Raw genomic sequence first — 17,609 nt, 5'->3', positions numbered from 1 at the left:
GCCGTTCCTTTTTCTCCACACTTATTTTTCAGTATAAAAGTTTTGCACTGCTTCATCAAAGTAAATCCAGCCTTTCCAACCTAAATGAATTGTATCTTTTAAGAAATACTTATCATATTCATGGCCAGAAAAGTCAACTACTGGGTATCCTGCTTTCTCAACTTGTTCCCGAACTTTTTTATAATACACTTCACGGCGTTCTTTAGGGAAACCAGCGTAATCATACCACGTTCCATTTACAGGTACAGAAATGAATAGTGGCTTAACATTTTTCTCTTTAAATATATTTAAAACAATTTGTAAGTCATCATATTCTGGTGATTCTTCATATGATTCATTTGCTCTAAAGTTTTTTAACCCTTTTAATTTTTTCTTTAAATTATGTTTATAGTAATACGGATTTTCAATTCCGAATGTGTTTGTAGTAGATTCCGCTTTTCCTTCTTCTTCTGCATGTTTACGTGCATCTACCCAAGAAATTGAACGTAATCCCATATTTGTTTTTTCTTTCATCGGTTCAATCTTAAATAAGGAGTTAAATAAATCTCTATGATCTAAAATATTACGATGCATATAAGCAAGTGGTTTAACTAATCCTGCTTTTATGTTATGTTTCGTATCATTATATACAATACCTTCTAATGAATTTTTTAATATATCATCTTCTTGAACAACTTTATAATCTAATAGCCGTTTCGCAATTTGCTTCTTCATTTCAACATTTATTTTATCATTAAAAATAAAATGATATGCTTGTTGCTTAGAGAAGTTGTTCGTAAAATCCCCCTGTGATACCCCAGTCTTTGTAAACCATTGTGGTGATAAAACAAAGACTACCTTTTTACCTTCTAATCCATCCATAGTAGACGTCATATTTAATATATGAGCTAAACTTTGCGTACCGCCAACCCCCATTAAATATGGCGTAAAACCTGCCGGATTTACTTTAAAGTAATTAGATGGGTGATATGCATCCATTCGTAAAAATTCAGATGAACCATACATCGGTAAATACTGTGAATTCTCTAACATTTTTTGCTGTAAGAAAACACTTTGTAGTTTTTCTTTTTGTAAGGAAGTTGCCGCATCTTCTACCTTCGTATCACTAATAAGTGATACGAAACTTTCCGATGGGATTAATATGATAATAAAAAAAAGCACACATGCTAAAATTATCGGACCAAAAGCATGCTTCATCTTCATCGTATCTTCCTCTTTCTATTGCTATTAAATTGTAACCCTTGTTTTTGACACGCCATCATTTCTCTCCTTTTTCTATACATGTTCCATTCTATTTATCTATTATATACATGTATGTATTTCTTTCTTTCCTTGTTCTATTAAGCCCTATACAAATAGCGCAAGAAAATGTTTCCATAGAAACACGTTAATTATACAAGATTCTACATAAATTTCACACTGGAAATTTAGTAATAATTTTATTATTAAGACATGAAAAAACATATAAAATGTCTATAATTCATCAGAAGCTATATTAAATTCAAAATAAGATAAGGTACGTCCACTATAATCAACATTATGAGTATATGTAAAACCTAACTTTCGTAAAAGATTTTTCGAATTGTCATTTGCTATTTTCACCCTAGCAATTACTCTTTTTACACCCATCGTCTCTTTTGCATATTGAATAGAAGCCCCTGCCGCTTCTGATGCATATCCATTTCCCCAATAGTCTGGATCAAGTAGATACATAATCTCTATTTCATCAGTTTCATCCACTTTTCTTAAACCACAATGTCCTAAAAGCTTTCCTGTTTCACTATTAAATAACAACCATACACCAAAATTATACTGTTCCCAATGTAATATAAGATTCCTGATATAATCATTTGCTTCTTCTTTTGACATTCCTCGTGATTTAGCAAGCCATTTGCCAACAGCTTCTTGCTTTAATATGTTATAAAATTGATCAACATATTCTATACTTGGTTTCCTCATGAACAATCTTTTTGTACATATTACTTCCTTTTCTTCAAACATAAACATCATTCCCATCCAAACGTTTTATACAGACCAGTAAATTATACCACGGACTATTTCTCTAACTTTAAATAAGAAAAACAGACTATCACATAGGTGAAGTCTGTTTCTCCATACTTTTATTTTTGTACATCTGCCCATTTTAAACTAGTTGCCGGGCCGAATTGATGTACATATAAATCTTTCACATATGGCTTTTGTAAGTATGATAACCCGCGCTGGAATACCGGTGCTATTACTGCATCATCTAGCAGCATTTTTTCCGCATCTTGCATTGCTTTCCAACGAGTTTTTTCATCATTACCTAATTCTGTTTTAATCTTCTTAATTAAAGCGTCATATTCCGGATTTGCATATTCTGTATTGTTCACACTGCTTCCAGAAAGGAATACTTCTAAGTAAGTCATTGGATCTGGATAATCCGGTAACCAGCGTGATAGTGACATTTCATATTCTTTCTTCTTCTCTAACGCTAGTTTTTGCGTATGCGGTTGTAATTTTACATTTACCTTTAAGCCTGGTAAGTTTTTCTCTAGCTCTTCTTTAATGTATTCTCCTACTTTTTTGAAGTTTTCTAAGTCATAGTTTAATAACTCAAGCGTCACTTCATTTGTACCTGTTTCTTGCTTCGCCTTTTCCCAATATTCTTTCGCCTGTTTTACATCCGTCTTATTAAACTCACCTGCCGTACTTCTAAAGTCTTTTTTATCAGGGCCTTTTAAGAACCCTTTAGGTACGTAATAGTTCGCTGCTACCGAACCATCATTTAAAAACGAAGTCGCAAGTCCTTTCTTATCAAACACTGTACTTAGCGCAAGACGTGCATTTTTATTTTTAAGAATCGGTACATTTTCATTGAATCGGAAGAAGTACATAACCGGATCTGTATATTGTTTAAGCTCTTTATTATTTTTATATTTATCTACGAATTCTGTTGAAATGACAGCTCTATCAACTTTATCTGTTTCATATAAATTTACCGCAGTTGAAATTTCTTTTACAATTTGATAGTTTATTTCATCTAGCTTCACTTCTTTTTTATCCCAATACTTATCGTTTTTCTTCATTGTAAAACTCGCTTCATGCTTCCACTCCGATAATGTAAACGGTCCGTTATATACCGCTTTATTTGCTTCTAATCCGTATTTATCACCTTGTTCTTTCGCATATTTTTCGTTAATTGGATAGAAGGACGGTAAAATAAGTAGTTTTGTAAAATACGGTACAGGATGTTCTAACTCTACAACGAACGTTTTATCATCCTTTGCTTTTACTCCTAATTCCTCTAACCCTAATTGTTTCTTATTTATTTTCTCCGCATTTTTCACATCGTACGCAATGTATGCATATTGAGAAGCTATATCCGGATTAATAAGTTGCTTCCAAGCGTATACGTAATCTTGTGCTGTTACTGGGTCTCCGTTAGACCATGTCGCATCACGCAAGTGGAATGTATATGTTTTCCCATCTTGACTCACTTCATATTTTTGTGCTCCAGCTTCAATCACTTCATCATTTTTTGATAAACGGAATAATCCTTCCATTACGTTATTTAAAACGTTAAACGATACCGCATCTGTTACTTTCCCTGAATGTAAAGACGGGATTTCACCCGTTTCTAGTAACTGTAATACTTTTTTCTCATCTTTCGGCTTTGTCGTTGTTTTTTCTTTTGCGCAGCCAACTAAAAATGAAGAAGCTAATAAAGTACTAACTAATGAGTAACGAACAACTTTTTTCATTTGAAAACCCCCTCTACTTTTTAAGGTAAGTAACGACGAGCACCAGCGTATTCTTCTATATATCCTGGTGTATTGAGCGGTATAATCTCTACTGATCTTTCAGCTCTCGGCGAGTGAATCATATTTCCGTCACCAATATACATCCCCACATGATGAACACTACCTTTTCCTTGATCATGTGCAAAGAAGATTAAATCTCCTTTTTGTAAATTTTCTTTATCAACTGCAACTCCATTTCTCGATTGCGGACCTGAATCTCGCGGAATTGTAATACCGTGTGATTTATAAATCGTATGTGTAAATCCAGAGCAATCAAATCCAAAGCCACTTGTACCAGCCCATATATAAGGTAATCCTAAAAACATTTTTCCAGTGTTTATTAAATCATCAGCCGCTGGAGTTGGAATATCATTTTGCGAACGGTAAACTGTGCCATCATTTTTTCGTAGCCAAGCTTTCTGTCCGTTTGGTAACAACACGCGGTATGAAATCGTATCTTCACTAAGTAATGGCAATCGCGTATTATAGCTCACTTCAAGTGATTTATGTTTTTCAGAAGGATTTATATATAAAATGGCTGTCGGTTTTGTTACTAATACGAAAGATTCATTTGTTTTATCAGCAAATTCTTGATTATATGTTAACTGTTTTTCGGGCATCCATCCTGGGTAGCCCTCTTCATTTCGAGGTGTCGGCTGACCATGGACTAACACTTTCACCCAGTCTCCTTTTTTATCCACAACTGTTACTTCTTGACCTAATAGCGCTTGCGTTTCTAATTTATTTGCATTTGTTAACCAAAGTTTCTCATCAAGCGTCATTGATTTCGTCCACTTCCACAAATCAACTGGATTTGTAGCACTCGGTGCATCAATTGGCCGTAATGAATCAGGCGTGGTCCAAAGTGTTGCGGCAGATACATCGATAAACGCCTTACTATCTTTCTTCTCTTCAGCATGTGCTGATGTAAACGATGAAAATATAAATAAAGTTGTTAAAAATGCAGTTCCTACTTTTTTCATACATATCCCCCTTAAAAGATAGTTTACTAGCCTTTTCTCCTAAGATTTACTATTCACTGTCGATTGAAGGTTTACCTTCGCCCCAGAATACGTCATTCCTTCTGGTTCTTCCATTAACCAAAGCGGTGCATCGAGATCGAAGTAATGAATATTAGGATGGGCAGCTGCTAAATGGGCTACAGCACTAACAGAAAGTGAGGATTCCATCATACTTCCGACCATGCATTTCACATCAGCTGTTTCAGCGATATCGGCAATACGCCACGCTTCACGTATACCGCCGCATTTCATTAATTTAATATTAATTAAGTCTGCATATCCTCCTTGAACGATTTTCAATGCATCACTTGCTGAAAATATGCTTTCATCAGCCATAATAGGCGTTTGCACATGATCTTTGACGTACTTTAATCCATCCCAATCTTTCGCATGAACAGGTTGTTCAATAAATTCAATATTTAAATTGCGATTTTCCATCTCTTTAATGATAGTAACCGCTTCTTTTGGATTCCACCCTTGATTTGCATCTAATCGTAACGTCGTATTTTTTGGTACGCTATTTCGAATCGCCTCAATACGTTCTAAATCTAAAGGAGCAGATTTCCCCACTTTAATTTTTAAAGTTTGAAATCCTTTTTCTACATGTTGCTTTGCCTCTTTCGCCATAATGAAAGGCTCATCTACGCTAACGGTAATATCTGTATAAATTTCTTTCTTCCCGCCTAATAATGCGTAAAGTGGGACGCTTTGATATTGGCAATACACATCATATAAAGCGATATCTACCGCCGCTTTTGCACTTGGGTTTCCAATACAACTCATTTGAATGTGCTGTATTAACTGCTGAAATTGAATAATATCTTGATCAATTAAACAAGAACGCATTGGCCCTAAAATGGCTTCTTCAATCCCACTTGCGAAATCACCTGTAATAACTGGTGTTGCAGCAGCAGCACCCTTACCAACAATCCCTTCATCTGTATGAATATATACATCTATACTTTCTATTTCGGTTACGGTACGAAGCGCCGTTTTAAACGGTGTGTGAAGTTTTACACGTCTACGATTTACTTTTAAATCAGTAATTTTCATATCGTTCATCCTTTCGTTGTCTAACAAAGTGGAACCTTAATTCCTAATTTTTGGAGCAATAAATCTCCCCTTTCACTTACTTTTCACGTAGAAGGTTAATGTGAAATAAAAAAAACCAGCCATAAGAAGACTCTTACGGCTGGATTTTGTCTAGGAATGTGTAGACAAAGCAGCGATTTGATTATATTTTTTCTGCGCATCTTTTAACGCTACAAGTAGTGCCTTTTGAGACGAACCGAAATAACGATCTTTTATTTCCATTACTAACGTTGGATCATTAATATTTTTATGTAGAAACAAATATTTAACGAATTGAGATGTTAATGTAATTGTCGCTGAGCAATCTGCATCTACAATTTCCCCAGTTTCCTTAACAAGCACAAACGCTACAAAATAGCTTTTAAACTTTTCAGTAATGGGATTATTTTGAGGTGCTTTCGCATCCCCTACGACATAAATTGTATTTGAAGCATACACAGCTATCTTCCTTTCTAATACGGGATAACGGTTTTCTTAATAGTCGTATGAGTGATTAACTCAACGTTGATTAAAAAATGTATCCGCTTACCTTGTATTATAATACAATTGACAGAATTCTAACAACATTTATTTTCGTATATATTCCATAAGTATAAAGACAGCTCAAACTCTTCATTTTTACAATATGTAATTGTTTCTTGTACCATGCCATTCGTACATAAAAAAACAGTTAGCTATCGCTAACTGCTCAATTACACTACTTCGGCAACACAAATATAGTTTCATTTGACTTAGAAAATTGATATTCTTTTCTGGCAAACTTCAAAATTTCTTCCTCATCGTCTGTTAAATTTTCTATGTTAGTCTTTAAAGACGCCTCATTTTTCTTTAAAGAAACCAATTGTTTTTTTTGATTCGTTATTGTATCTTTTTTTTCTACGATTATTTCTTGTTGTTTCGTTAAAATAAATTGAACGTACAAAGTAGCCGCCGCAATAAATATAAACATGAATATAAATCGCCTTAGTTTTTTCTTATTAACTGCTCGATTCTCATTAAACTGTGATAGTTCTTCTTGTATATTAGGAACATTTATTCGCTTGAGTTTCCTCATTATGAAATCCCCCTAACACATATATTTTCACTACCATCGGCATGATCTCTTACTAACTGTAATTCTATTCTTATAAAATAAGCTCCTTCACAAAAATATCTCACAAATTAACCAATTAAAGATAGCATTCGACGACATTTCCATATTTACATTGAATTTTTTTATGTATGCTGACATAAAATAGTAGTTTCTGTTATTCTTTTTCTACTATTGTAGAAGAGTTTTTTTACATACGAAATTTCTCCTTGTAATAACATGCTTACAAGGAAAAAAAGATAAAGTGAAACTTTAATCAGTGGGGGTTCTTCATCCCCACTGATTATTAGTTGAACCAATCNNTGCTTTCGCTGAATTTTGAGTTGAGGATCTTACTGCCCATTAATGCGGGATAAATTGTCGTATATTCGCTAAAACTGAAATTACTGTTTCTGAACTAAAGTTTTAAGCATAGATTACCTGTTACGAAACTTTGCTAAATATAAAAAGCCCAAGTTGGGCTTTTTATTTTACAAATCAATATCATATTCCATGCTTTTTGCCGTATCCTCAGCAATCTCCACACCTAACAAATTTTTCACAATATGAAATGACATGTTAATACCAGCTGAAATACCTGCAGATGTAATAATGTGACCTTCATCTACAAATTTCACATTCTCCATTACTTCTACATTCGGAAAATCTTTTTTGAAAGTTTGAATACTAGCCCAATGCGTTGTTGCATTTAAGCCTTCCAGTAGACCGGCTTTCGCAAGTAATAATGCACCCGTACAAACTGAAGTCATTAGTTTTACTTCTTTCATTTGCTGACAAACTCAATTTATTATAATATCATTTTTCACTTCGTTTTCCCGAGCACCTTTACCACCTGGAATGATTAGAATATCAACTGGTGGTAAATCCTCAATACTATAATCCGGCTTCACCTTTAATCCGTTTCTTGCTGTAATCATTTCTCCATTTTGGCTTACTGTATAAACAGTAAATGGTTTTTCTTTATCCACTTCGGTTACAGAAAAAACTTCAAATGGTCCTGCAAAATCTAACACTTCTACATCATTAAATAAAAATATACCTACGCTCCATTTATTTATCATACGTTCACTTCCTGTTTTAAATGATGTAAAAGGTGATTATACCCTTTTTCTAACGCTATATCATACGCTGTTTTTCCATCATTTTTCTTAATCGCTTTATTAGCTCCATTTTCAAGAAGTAGCATAACTATTTCTTCACTTCCTAATAATGCTGCTTCATGTAACCCTGTCCAACCACCACTTTGTATAGCTTTTACATCTGATCCTTTTTCAATTAAGAAAGCAACAAGCTCACTTTGTTTATTCGCGATTGCCGCTTGCAAAGGTGTATTTTCATTTTCATTTTCGTTTTTTGCTCTAATATGTATATCTGCACCACTTTCTAAAAGAAAACTTGCTATCTCTTTTTGTCCAAAATAAGCCGATAAATGAATTAGAGTCCAACCATCGTCACTAAATTCGTTAATAGAACTTGGATTCGTCTTTATAAACTCCACCACTTCTTCCTTATTACCACTTATAATAGCTTGTACTATTGATTGTAAAATCGCCATAATAATCTCCCATCTCTCAAAATATTTAAGTATACTCTTCTATATGTTCTATTGATTATTATATTTTCCTGTCAACACAGTAGTTTACATAATAATATTATCTATTTTTTGTTTTAAAATAGTGAGAACTATGATTCAATTTCAATATATCAAATAATATTATTCCAATAAAAAACAATCCATTTTAAAAATGGATTGTTTTTTATTTCTTTTTTGTGCAGTTTATTTTATTTTTCTATTTCCATTAATGATTTCATTTCCATTAATAAAAATGAAATGCGAATATTTAAATGCGAATTGCGGTACGTTTTTCATTTGAAAGCTAATTTCTCACTTATCCTTACATTTGAAAAACATGAATATAAACCCTCTAAAATCAGCAGTCTTATCATACCAATCTATAACAATTCTGTCTTCTTCCCTTACCTGTTTCCTTTAACACATACGATTTTAATACGAGCGACGTTAATGAATCCGTTAATGTTTTATATGATAAATTAGATAATGCTAATAGATCGTTCGTATATAACATTCTATGCTTCTCTAATAATAATAGTACTAATCGTTCAGACGGTTTTAATGCCTCATCACTTTCTAGTATAAAGTCGATATTTTTCATTTCTCTAATTATTACTCCTTATATAAAAAAATACTTACGCAACTAATTTAATATAAAAATAATACACAACAAAACTTGAGGTATATTAAAATAACACTGTTCCAAAACACTATTATACTATAACATAGAAAAAGCATTTCTCGAAATAGGAAATGCTTTTTCTATGTTACTTATTGGTTTCTTCTCAATTAATATGTTCTATCTTAAATATTCCTTGCAATATGCGGCTTACTATAATGACTTGTTCCACCACCGCCTACTACTACTTTACCGCCTTTTTCAAAAATTAATAGTTTACTTGAACCATCTGCAAGAAGTACTATTACTTCGGCATTGTTACTTTTTGCTACATAAATTACATAACCGCTTTTTGATATACACGTTTCCCAATTTGCATCAAATTCTGATCTTACTACACGATTGGAATACACTTGATTTTCAACTCTATCTTGTGCTTCGTTTTCCAAAATTTATCCCCCCTACTTCTCTAAAATATCATTTACAAAAAATAACGGTTCTATTTAAAATAGTAACTCCCTTTAATATAAGTAGTATATGTATTTAGTAGAAGGATGCTTGGACAACTGGAACGTAATAACATGTAAGTAATATACAATTGAAATAAGGCAATCGATACTATATCGATTGCCTTATTTTCATAAATATTTCTTTATTTTTCGTTTCGCACAGCTTCAAAAGTAAACATTTGATTTGCATTTGACGGTTCTTTTTCATAAACATAGTCAGCGGAGCACGTAATGTTAGAGAAACCTATACTTTCTAACAGAAGTTTAAACTCTTCTATTCCATACCAGCGCACCGCAAAGCGTTGCAATTCCGTTTGTACTAACTGCCCTTTACTCCATTTTTCATATTTTAAATAGGATAGAGTAACTTGGTTCAGCCAATCTATTTCAATTGATTTATTTTCTAATGTAATTCCGTCTCCGCTCGGCAAAGAAAAAGTCGATGTATGAATCTCTCCTGTTTTCCAGTCATGTGGAAGCATAATATCTACGATTAATCGCCCGCCTGGAATAAGATGTTCATAAAAACATTTCAATGCGTTTATAGCATCTGTACGATTTTCAATTAAACAAAAAGATCCAGTAGGAATGATAATTGCCTCATATTTATGTGGAATTGAAAATTGTTGTAAGCTTCCTTCATATAAATTAGGATGTAAGCTTCTCTCTTTACATCGAACGCGGCACGATTCTAGCATTTCAGGTGAATAGTCAATCCCATCTACTTTAAATCCAGCCTCTAGAAGTGGGATGATGACACGCCCTGATCCTACCGCTGCTTCGAGAATTCTTCCTCTACAATTTTTTAAACGTTCTTCGTAATACTCAATATCACCATTTAAAGAATAACCGACAGGCTTTGTGTAATCATAAAGTTCCGTGCAAAGTGTACTATAAAAACTAAACATTTATTTTCTCCTCCGTTTTTTACGTACGGAAGATTTTCATTCAACTAATCTTCCTGTACCTTTATTTTTAATAAAAATTCGAAAGAGCTGACTGTCATAATATATCACTCGCTTCCCATACAATATAATTATATTTTATAATATTTCATTAAAAAATAACACATGAAAATTCAGACTTTTACTGAAAGGAGAATGTGATGAATTCATTAATTGGATTTATTTTTCTTCTTATATCTTTTAATACACTCGTTTTCTTAATAGCAAAGCAGTATAAAGTGAAACTTTAATCAGTGGGGGTTTTGTTCATCCCCCACTGATTATTAGTTGAATCAATCGGACGTTTACGGACAGTTGATCTCCCACCTAACTTCTTTGCTCCAACTGAATTTTGAGGTGGGAGTTTTACTGTCCGTTAACGCGGGATAAACAAATATGGAAAATAGCTAGTGGCATTTTCATACTTTCTTCCCCCGTTGTTTTCTTTGCCACTTTGCACATTATTGGTGAAAAAGTAGGAGATGGATTCGCGGGAGGCTTTGCTGACCTTACCTTTAGTGGTCTATTAATTATGAATGCAATTTTTTTATTTATTATAAGCATTTTTGTCTCTTCCAATAGAAAATCATAATAAACTCCCCTTTTCAAAATATAAAGAGCTTACTTTGCAGTAAGCTCTTTATTCATAACTATTTATTTCACAATCGGTAATGTTACTTCACTTAATTTTACTGTAAGGTTCGTGCCCGCTTTCGGCCTAATTGTATAATCATAATCACTAGCAATTAAAATGACCCCAATTTGATGCCCCGCTTTAAATATATAATCATCTGGCTGCATGTCCCATGTAAATTTATAATCTTTACCTGGTTGAATCGCTGTTGAATTTTCTATACTCTTTAAGTTTTGTGGATCCATCCAGCCTCTTGTTACGATTTCCGGATTCGTTCCTCCGTAATCAACAAGTAAAGCAGTTAAATTTGATACAGATCGATCAATATTTCCTGTAATTGAAATCTTTGGTGTACCGCTTATACGTGTATCTTTTTGCAATACAGGCATTGTATACACTAAACGATTGGCTACTTCGAGTTCTGGGTTTGCTATTAATTGATTTGATTTCATTTTTGCATCATCTGCGAATGAGAAAACTTTATTTGCAGAGCCCATACTTAATGGCAAATTAACTGCTTTGTTACTTAAATACATACGAACTTTGGACGGCACCGCTGATGGATCTGGCCAATTTTTTAATTTTTCCCACGTTTTATTTTCACGTTGTACATCAACCATTGGTTCATTCATAATTCCATTTTCAATTCCATACAACCAATAATCGAGCCATTTATTTTGTGTTCTTTGCCAGTCATTCGTTGATGTTCCACCATGTCCACCTTGATGTAACCACATTTTACGAGGAACATTATTTTCTCCAAGTGCATCCCACCATTGCGCGAACTGCTTCGTCTTTACATTCCAATCATTTAAACCATGAACAACAAATACGCTTGCTTTTACATTTTTAGCGTCTTTTACATAATTACGTTTATCCCAAAAATCATTATAATTACCAGTTTTCCGGTCCTGTCCAGCTGTTAGCTCTTTTATTACTTGTCCGCAAACTTCTGGATTTTCTCTTGTTAATACTGCCTCTGCCATATTATCTGTATCTTCTCCTTGGTATCCACCTGGCGCAATGACTGCACCATTTGCACGATAATAATCATACCAACTACTAATCGCTGCGATTGGAATAATTGTTTTTAAACCTTCAACACCAGTCGTCGCAACAGCATTCGGTAAGGTACCATTATAAGAAACACCTGTCATACCTACATTTCCTGTTGACCAATCAGCCTTAACTTCCTCACCATTTTCTGCATATGCTTTCGCACGTCCATTCACCCAATCAATGACAGATTTCGTCCCTAATATTTCTTGTTCGTCTCCAGTAGTCGGACATCCATCTGATTTTCCAGTTCCAATACTTTCACCTAAAATAACTGCATAGCCTCTTGGTACATAATAATTTCCGTATGAACCGAGATTAACAGCTCCATACGGTTTGCCTTCATACGCATACAATTCTTCATCTACATTATATACAGGAACATCTTTTAAACCCGCTCGATATGGGCTCATTTCATATATAACGGGAACTTTCACATTAGGATTTGTTTTGGGGCGCATAACTTTTACTGACACTCTGTCTTTTTTACCATCTCGATCACTATCAACTTCCGTCTCTACAAATAGATTTTCGATGATTGCTTCATCAAGCGAGTAAATCGGTTTTGTCATCCCGTTTTCTAATTCGATCTTCGTATTGGATTGTAACCCTTCAGAAACTTTCCCATTTAACTTCACATCATTCTCATTTATGTAGTTTGTTTCTTTATTGTCTGCATACACAGTCATACTAGAAACTCCCGATGTAACTGATAAAGATAAGATTGTTGATAATGTAATTGCTATTTTCTTTTTCCCCATACTCTTTCCTCCCCATATATTTCTCCTTTTACTATACGATAAAATTACTGAAAATTCAGTTTTTATTTTATACAACCACTTGAGAAATTTGTAGATCACTCTTTCAAGATTATATATTCTGACTTACTACTATTAGAAACATCGCCTAATAATAAACGATGTTTCTGATAGTATTTGAATTAGTCATTCTTCATATTAATATAAAATCGTATATCTCCCTCTATTGTAGAGAGCCCATAATCAAAACCATGTCTTTCTAAAATACTTTTCACGATCGCTAAACCTAGTCCCGTACCAGAATGGTCTTTACTACGAGAAGATTCTAGGACGTAAAAAGGTTCCCAAATTTTATCGATATCTTTCATTTGTTCCGCATTCATACCATTTTGAATTTGAAAATATACACTTTCATTTCGATCTTCTAAAGTAATTTTTATATGTTGATTTGCTGTATATTTTATCGCATTTGAAATTAAATTTTGAAACACCATTCTCATTTTATTTACATCTGCATAAATAACTGCATCGCCAACATTATAGTTCACATGCAAATCAATTTTTTTCGACTCTAACTCAATCTTATGCTTATGTAATATACTTTGAACTAGTGATTTAATAGAGAATTCTTCTTTTTGTAAAACATCTCTTTCTAGTTTAGAAAATCGCAATAATTCTTCAATTAAGTTCGAAATGTGATCAGTTTGTTTAATAATAGTATCTATGTATGTACCGTCATCTAAACCATCTTTTATTCCCATAGAATATGCTTTCACTAATGCGATTGGCGTTTTTAATTCATGTGTCACATCACCCATAAATCGTTTTAAATGTTCATTTCGATCTGTTAAATCTTCATGTGCCTCATGTAGTTTATCACTCATAATATTAATACTAGTAGCTAAGTCTCCGATTTCATCATTTGTTTTCACTTTCGCTCGTTCAAATTTCAAATTTGAAATATCTTCTGCAACATCACTTAATTCCTTTAATGGTTTGGTAATTGTTGTTGAAAGTATCCATACAAGTACGATAATAAGAAAAATCGTAATGCCTAACATGTACAAATAAAATGAATTTAACGTTTTTATTACTTCGTTAGAATTTGCAATCGAAACCCCTACTAAAATCAACATATCGTCTTTCGCAATGTATTTTACAAAAAAGCTAGATTTCATCTTCTCTTGATCATATATTTTATTCGATTGCCCGACGTTCTTTACTTTCATTATTTCTTCTTTTGTAATCCAGAGTTTATTAAGGGCAACTCTCTTTTTGGTAAGTTGCATACGTAACTCATCATTTATATGATCTTCTGAGTCTTTTATAGATGTATACGCAATCGTAACATTCCCCTCATTTTCAATACTGGTAATTGATTCATCCAGTTGTTTGCTCGATGTGGACTGTATTTGCGCTGTAATACCTTCTAAACTTTCTCGCGTTTTGTAAATATTATATTTCGGTAAAAGATAGTTAATTAATAATAAAGATATCGTAAAAATAAGAATAACAGTTAAGGAAATGCTGAAAAATAGCTTTTTTCCAAGTTTATTCACTCTGTTCCTCCAAACTATATCCTAGCCCGCGGTGCGTTTTTATAATATTTTCTCCAACTTTTTTACGTAATCTTCTTACATGTGTATCAACAGTTCTCTCTTCACCAAAATAATCAAATCCCCATACGATATCTAACAATTTTTTACGAGTTAAAATCATGCCTTTATGATTTAAAAAACACTTTATTAATTCTAGCTCTGTTTTTGTAATATCTAACTCTTTGTCATTTTTATAAACTTTATTTTTAGCGAAATCTATTTTCAAATCTTGAACTTGAATGACATCATCATGCTGTATTAGCTTTTTCGCTCTAGTTATTAATACGCCTGGATGAAATGGTTTTTTTACATATTCATCTGCCCCGCTTTGAAGCGCTGCTAATTCATTTTCGCTCTCACTTTTCGCCGTAAGCATTAATACTTTAACGCTTGAGTTCTTTTTTATTTCCTGACAAACAGTAATACCACTATGTTTCGGCATCATCCAATCTAAAATAGCTAAATCAATTTTCTCTTCATAAAATATTTGAAGTGCTTCCTCTCCATCTTTCGCTAATAAAACTTCGAAGCCTTCTTTCTCAAAATAAGCCTTTAAAATCCTTAACATATCTTGTTCATCATCTGCGATTAATACTCTCATACATGATCCTCCATTACTTTTAAACAAAAACCAATTGTATTATACAACTTCTTTGTTACATCAATGTGACAGAAAAATATTTGAACCTTTTAAGGGTATAGTAAAGACGAGGTGTTGTACTATGATGAAAAAAATCGGGGTCATTACTCTACTTTGTTTTTTATTATCGACAAATGTGTTCGCAAATAGTAATCAACAAATTGAAGTATTTGATTGTCAAAAAGAAATGGTCGTTCAAAAGCAATCTTTAGATCCAGTTATTCAAAAAGAAGCTATTCAATACGCTAAATCCATTACTGGCCCGTTCAAAAACTTAAACGTCGTTCCAAAAGATGGTCACATGATAAAAATCCCTTTATCTAAACCAGTTTCTATTACAAATCAATGGTTACATACAACAATTGATGAAGTACTTATTCTTCTCCCGCTTAATCAAAAGCCTTATATTATGCTTTACGATGATGAAAATAATCCGCATTTTTATTATGTGAAAGGTGATCCGAAGGGATTATTGAAAAAAATGAATGTTAAACATAATTGACTAGAAAAAAGAGACTTCATAAGCTTATTTTTCGAAGCTGAGGTCTCCTTTTTTACTAATATAATACTTTATAATGACTAGATCCTTTAAATAATTCCCCTTTCACAAATCCATTTGCAATATAAAACGCATCACCTTGTTTCGTATCTGTATGTAGAACAACCACTTTAAAATACTTTTCCGCATGAGATAATAGCTGCTTTAATAACAAGTTCCCTAGCCCTATACGACGGTAATCCTTTGCAATATAAAATCTCCTTAATCGGCCAATCTTATTATTTTCTGAGTATGGGTCTTCATTTAACCCTCCTATTCCAATTAACTTTTCCCCTTGAAAAAGGCCATATAAACATTCGCCAGTTTTATTAAATGTATTTGTTTTATTTTTATATTCACTTTTTAGCTTTATTAAGAAATTAAATCCTTCTTTTTTGCTTTCTTGAACAAGATAATCGTGCTCGTATTTTATTAACTCTTCAATTTGTTGAATATGTATATCTTTCAAATAAATTCCCCCTTAATATGAAAATACGTAAAAATGCCCTAGAATTATTTATTCTGAGCATTTTTATGATTGTTGCTCTATTCAATTCTTAGAATGGCTACTCTTCACCCCAGATGTAAATCGATAATATAATTGTCTAATTGCTATACGTTTAAAACTATTTATACTCAAATATGATGAGATAAAGCCATTTAAGTAAATACATTTATAACATCTTTCAAATATTATATTAGTTTATATATTCGCCATTCTTCTCAAACAGACCCAAGATAAATTATACTTTGTTAATTGATATGTTTGTGTAACCACTGTTCAAATATCTTTAACTGTTCTGCAGTATGAAAATAATGTTCACCCGTCTCCATGATTTCTAATTCACAACGATGTTTTTTTCTAAAATCATTAATAGTTTCAAATTCGCACAGTTCATCCTTGGCTCCGTACATAATATATGTATCCGTATCCCATGTATTAATAGGATGTTCTTTTACATAACATAAATAATCCCAATATAATTTTTGACCAATCGGTGTCTCTATAGTCATTTCTTTTTGCAAAAGTTCTGGTGTTACATTAAACCATCTCATCATATTTTCGATAATTCGTTCCATATTAACTACTGGTGATAAAAATAATGCCTTTTCTATCACATCATTTTGATAGGCTACAAGGCTAAAATAAGCTCCGATACTACATGCAAACACGCTTACTTCTTTCCAATGTTCTTTTGCGTAATTCATAATTATAGATAATTCACTAACACAAACCTGTACTTTGCAAAGTGTATTATCATTTGTTCTTTCTCCATGCTCAGGTAAATCAAAGCTTAATACTTGATAGCCTTTTTGATTAGCTTCTTCAGCTAATATTTGAATAACTGCATCTTCCTTATTTGACATATTTCCATGTACTGCAATAAAAATTTTTCCACTCTTATCTCCCCATAAAACCACTGGAATATTACCAATTTTAAAGTAATCTTTAATCATATTTCCTCCGTAAAACAAGACATATAAGAATTAGCAAAAACTACAGAAACTGTAAAATGCACCACTCAATTTTTAAGAAATTAAACTATTACAAATTCATCGTAAATGAATTAAAATCTTATTCTACCTCTGCATAACAGCATCTATTTTGAATTAGAAAACCTTACTCTTTCCACTTCTTCAGGAGCTATAAACTCTTATTTTAATTCCTTATTCAGCTAATCTACTTCGTTAGTGGAAGAATAATTTTTTAACAATTATATTATTTTTTAAATAGCTCTATTATAAATTAAACA

General features: G+C 32.7%; 17 protein-coding genes and 2 pseudogenes. 2 read left to right on the top strand and 17 right to left on the bottom strand.

What is annotated here, in order from left to right:
• Positions 1-21 precede the first annotated feature (21 nt).
• The 12 genes and pseudogenes from dltD to COL05_RS18995 form a co-directional block, all read right to left on the bottom strand.
• Positions 22-1,203: a D-alanyl-lipoteichoic acid biosynthesis protein DltD gene (dltD, locus tag COL05_RS19060; protein WP_098669740.1), complete on the bottom strand. Its 1,182-nt coding sequence runs from the start codon at positions 1,201-1,203 to the stop codon at positions 22-24.
• A gap of 270 nt (positions 1,204-1,473) precedes the next feature.
• Positions 1,474-2,001 (bottom strand): GNAT family N-acetyltransferase, encoded by a 528-nt coding sequence (locus COL05_RS19055; protein WP_070807308.1) that lies wholly within the window; start codon positions 1,999-2,001, stop codon positions 1,474-1,476.
• 119 nt (positions 2,002-2,120) lie between these two features.
• Positions 2,121-3,743 (bottom strand): peptide ABC transporter substrate-binding protein, encoded by a 1,623-nt coding sequence (locus tag COL05_RS19050; RefSeq protein WP_098669739.1) that lies wholly within the window; start codon positions 3,741-3,743, stop codon positions 2,121-2,123.
• A 20-nt stretch (positions 3,744-3,763) separates the two neighbouring features.
• Entirely contained in the window at positions 3,764-4,765 is a 1,002-nt protein-coding gene (locus COL05_RS19045; RefSeq protein ID WP_098669738.1) for a C40 family peptidase, read from the bottom strand.
• A 39-nt stretch (positions 4,766-4,804) separates the two neighbouring features.
• Positions 4,805-5,866 (bottom strand): dipeptide epimerase, encoded by a 1,062-nt coding sequence (locus COL05_RS19040; protein ID WP_142337568.1) that lies wholly within the window; start codon positions 5,864-5,866, stop codon positions 4,805-4,807.
• A 141-nt stretch (positions 5,867-6,007) separates the two neighbouring features.
• On the bottom strand, positions 6,008-6,334 hold the full coding sequence (locus COL05_RS19035) for a DUF3870 domain-containing protein (RefSeq protein WP_098346942.1): 327 nt from the start codon (positions 6,332-6,334) through the stop codon (positions 6,008-6,010).
• A gap of 259 nt (positions 6,335-6,593) precedes the next feature.
• Positions 6,594-6,950, bottom strand: coding sequence for an FtsB family cell division protein (locus COL05_RS19025; protein ID WP_098669736.1), 357 nt, complete (start codon positions 6,948-6,950; stop codon positions 6,594-6,596).
• A 506-nt stretch (positions 6,951-7,456) separates the two neighbouring features.
• Positions 7,457-8,047, bottom strand: a pseudogene (locus COL05_RS31005) (DJ-1/PfpI family protein).
• Positions 8,044-8,541 (bottom strand): ankyrin repeat domain-containing protein, encoded by a 498-nt coding sequence (locus COL05_RS19010; protein WP_142337567.1) that lies wholly within the window; start codon positions 8,539-8,541, stop codon positions 8,044-8,046. Before COL05_RS19010 ends, COL05_RS31005 begins: the two are co-directional and overlap by 4 nt.
• Positions 8,542-8,929: 388 nt before the next feature.
• Complete coding sequence (locus tag COL05_RS19005) at positions 8,930-9,160, bottom strand: hypothetical protein (protein ID WP_000789033.1); 231 nt, start codon at positions 9,158-9,160, stop codon at positions 8,930-8,932.
• A gap of 203 nt (positions 9,161-9,363) precedes the next feature.
• Positions 9,364-9,627: a hypothetical protein gene (locus COL05_RS19000; protein ID WP_098669732.1), complete on the bottom strand. Its 264-nt coding sequence runs from the start codon at positions 9,625-9,627 to the stop codon at positions 9,364-9,366.
• 203 nt (positions 9,628-9,830) lie between these two features.
• Complete coding sequence (locus COL05_RS18995) at positions 9,831-10,595, bottom strand: class I SAM-dependent methyltransferase (RefSeq protein WP_098669731.1); 765 nt, start codon at positions 10,593-10,595, stop codon at positions 9,831-9,833.
• A gap of 424 nt (positions 10,596-11,019) precedes the next feature.
• Here COL05_RS18995 and COL05_RS18990 point away from each other — a divergent pair.
• Positions 11,020-11,223: pseudogene (locus tag COL05_RS18990) on the top strand (hypothetical protein); the annotation flags it as partial.
• Positions 11,224-11,285: 62 nt separating this feature from the next.
• Here the strand turns inward: COL05_RS18990 and COL05_RS18985 are convergent.
• The 3 genes from COL05_RS18985 to COL05_RS18975 form a co-directional block, all read right to left on the bottom strand.
• Complete coding sequence (locus COL05_RS18985; protein WP_098669730.1) at positions 11,286-13,082, bottom strand: Xaa-Pro dipeptidyl-peptidase; 1,797 nt, start codon at positions 13,080-13,082, stop codon at positions 11,286-11,288.
• 179 nt (positions 13,083-13,261) lie between these two features.
• Positions 13,262-14,638 (bottom strand): sensor histidine kinase, encoded by a 1,377-nt coding sequence (locus COL05_RS18980; protein ID WP_098669729.1) that lies wholly within the window; start codon positions 14,636-14,638, stop codon positions 13,262-13,264.
• A complete protein-coding gene (locus tag COL05_RS18975; protein ID WP_098669728.1) occupies positions 14,631-15,278 on the bottom strand; it encodes a response regulator transcription factor in 648 nt (215 codons plus the stop codon). The genes COL05_RS18980 and COL05_RS18975 overlap by 8 nt, the downstream gene beginning before the upstream one ends.
• Positions 15,279-15,399: 121 nt before the next feature.
• Here COL05_RS18975 and COL05_RS18970 point away from each other — a divergent pair, with 121 nt between their 5' ends.
• Complete coding sequence (locus tag COL05_RS18970; RefSeq protein ID WP_098669727.1) at positions 15,400-15,819, top strand: hypothetical protein; 420 nt, start codon at positions 15,400-15,402, stop codon at positions 15,817-15,819.
• Positions 15,820-15,874: 55 nt separating this feature from the next.
• Here the strand turns inward: COL05_RS18970 and COL05_RS18965 are convergent, their stop codons facing one another.
• Both COL05_RS18965 and COL05_RS18960 read right to left on the bottom strand, forming a co-directional pair.
• A complete protein-coding gene (locus COL05_RS18965) occupies positions 15,875-16,324 on the bottom strand; it encodes a GNAT family N-acetyltransferase (RefSeq protein WP_142337566.1) in 450 nt (149 codons plus the stop codon).
• 284 nt (positions 16,325-16,608) lie between these two features.
• Entirely contained in the window at positions 16,609-17,313 is a 705-nt protein-coding gene (locus tag COL05_RS18960; protein WP_098669725.1) for an alpha/beta hydrolase, read from the bottom strand.
• Between the last annotated feature and the right edge of the window lie 296 nt (positions 17,314-17,609).

This window comes from Bacillus sp. AFS059628 (genome assembly GCF_002571225.1).
In the GTDB taxonomy this organism is placed as follows: domain Bacteria; phylum Bacillota; class Bacilli; order Bacillales; family Bacillaceae_G; genus Bacillus_A.
Note: the sequence above shows the minus strand (reverse complement) of the source record. Positions and strands in the feature narration are given on the sequence as shown.

What these genes read in the sequence shown, in the direction of transcription:
- COL05_RS19055 (WP_070807308.1), bottom strand. Translation starts at nt 2,001, where the DNA reads ATGTTTGAAGAAAAGGAAGTAATATGTACAAAAAGATTGTTCATGAGG.
- COL05_RS18995 (WP_098669731.1), bottom strand. Translation starts at nt 10,595, where the DNA reads ATGTTTAGTTTTTATAGTACACTTTGCACGGAACTTTATGATTACACA.
- dltD (WP_098669740.1), bottom strand. Translation starts at nt 1,203, where the DNA reads ATGAAGATGAAGCATGCTTTTGGTCCGATAATTTTAGCATGTGTGCTT.
- COL05_RS18970 (WP_098669727.1), top strand. Translation starts at nt 15,400, where the DNA reads ATGATGAAAAAAATCGGGGTCATTACTCTACTTTGTTTTTTATTATCG.
- COL05_RS18960 (WP_098669725.1), bottom strand. Translation starts at nt 17,313, where the DNA reads ATGATTAAAGATTACTTTAAAATTGGTAATATTCCAGTGGTTTTATGG.
- COL05_RS19040 (WP_142337568.1), bottom strand. Translation starts at nt 5,866, where the DNA reads ATGAACGATATGAAAATTACTGATTTAAAAGTAAATCGTAGACGTGTA.
- COL05_RS19005 (WP_000789033.1), bottom strand. Translation starts at nt 9,160, where the DNA reads ATGAAAAATATCGACTTTATACTAGAAAGTGATGAGGCATTAAAACCG.
- COL05_RS18985 (WP_098669730.1), bottom strand. Translation starts at nt 13,082, where the DNA reads ATGGGGAAAAAGAAAATAGCAATTACATTATCAACAATCTTATCTTTA.
- COL05_RS19050 (WP_098669739.1), bottom strand. Translation starts at nt 3,743, where the DNA reads ATGAAAAAAGTTGTTCGTTACTCATTAGTTAGTACTTTATTAGCTTCT.
- COL05_RS18975 (WP_098669728.1), bottom strand. Translation starts at nt 15,278, where the DNA reads ATGAGAGTATTAATCGCAGATGATGAACAAGATATGTTAAGGATTTTA.
- COL05_RS19025 (WP_098669736.1), bottom strand. Translation starts at nt 6,950, where the DNA reads ATGAGGAAACTCAAGCGAATAAATGTTCCTAATATACAAGAAGAACTA.
- COL05_RS19045 (WP_098669738.1), bottom strand. Translation starts at nt 4,765, where the DNA reads ATGAAAAAAGTAGGAACTGCATTTTTAACAACTTTATTTATATTTTCA.
- COL05_RS19010 (WP_142337567.1), bottom strand. Translation starts at nt 8,541, where the DNA reads ATGGCGATTTTACAATCAATAGTACAAGCTATTATAAGTGGTAATAAG.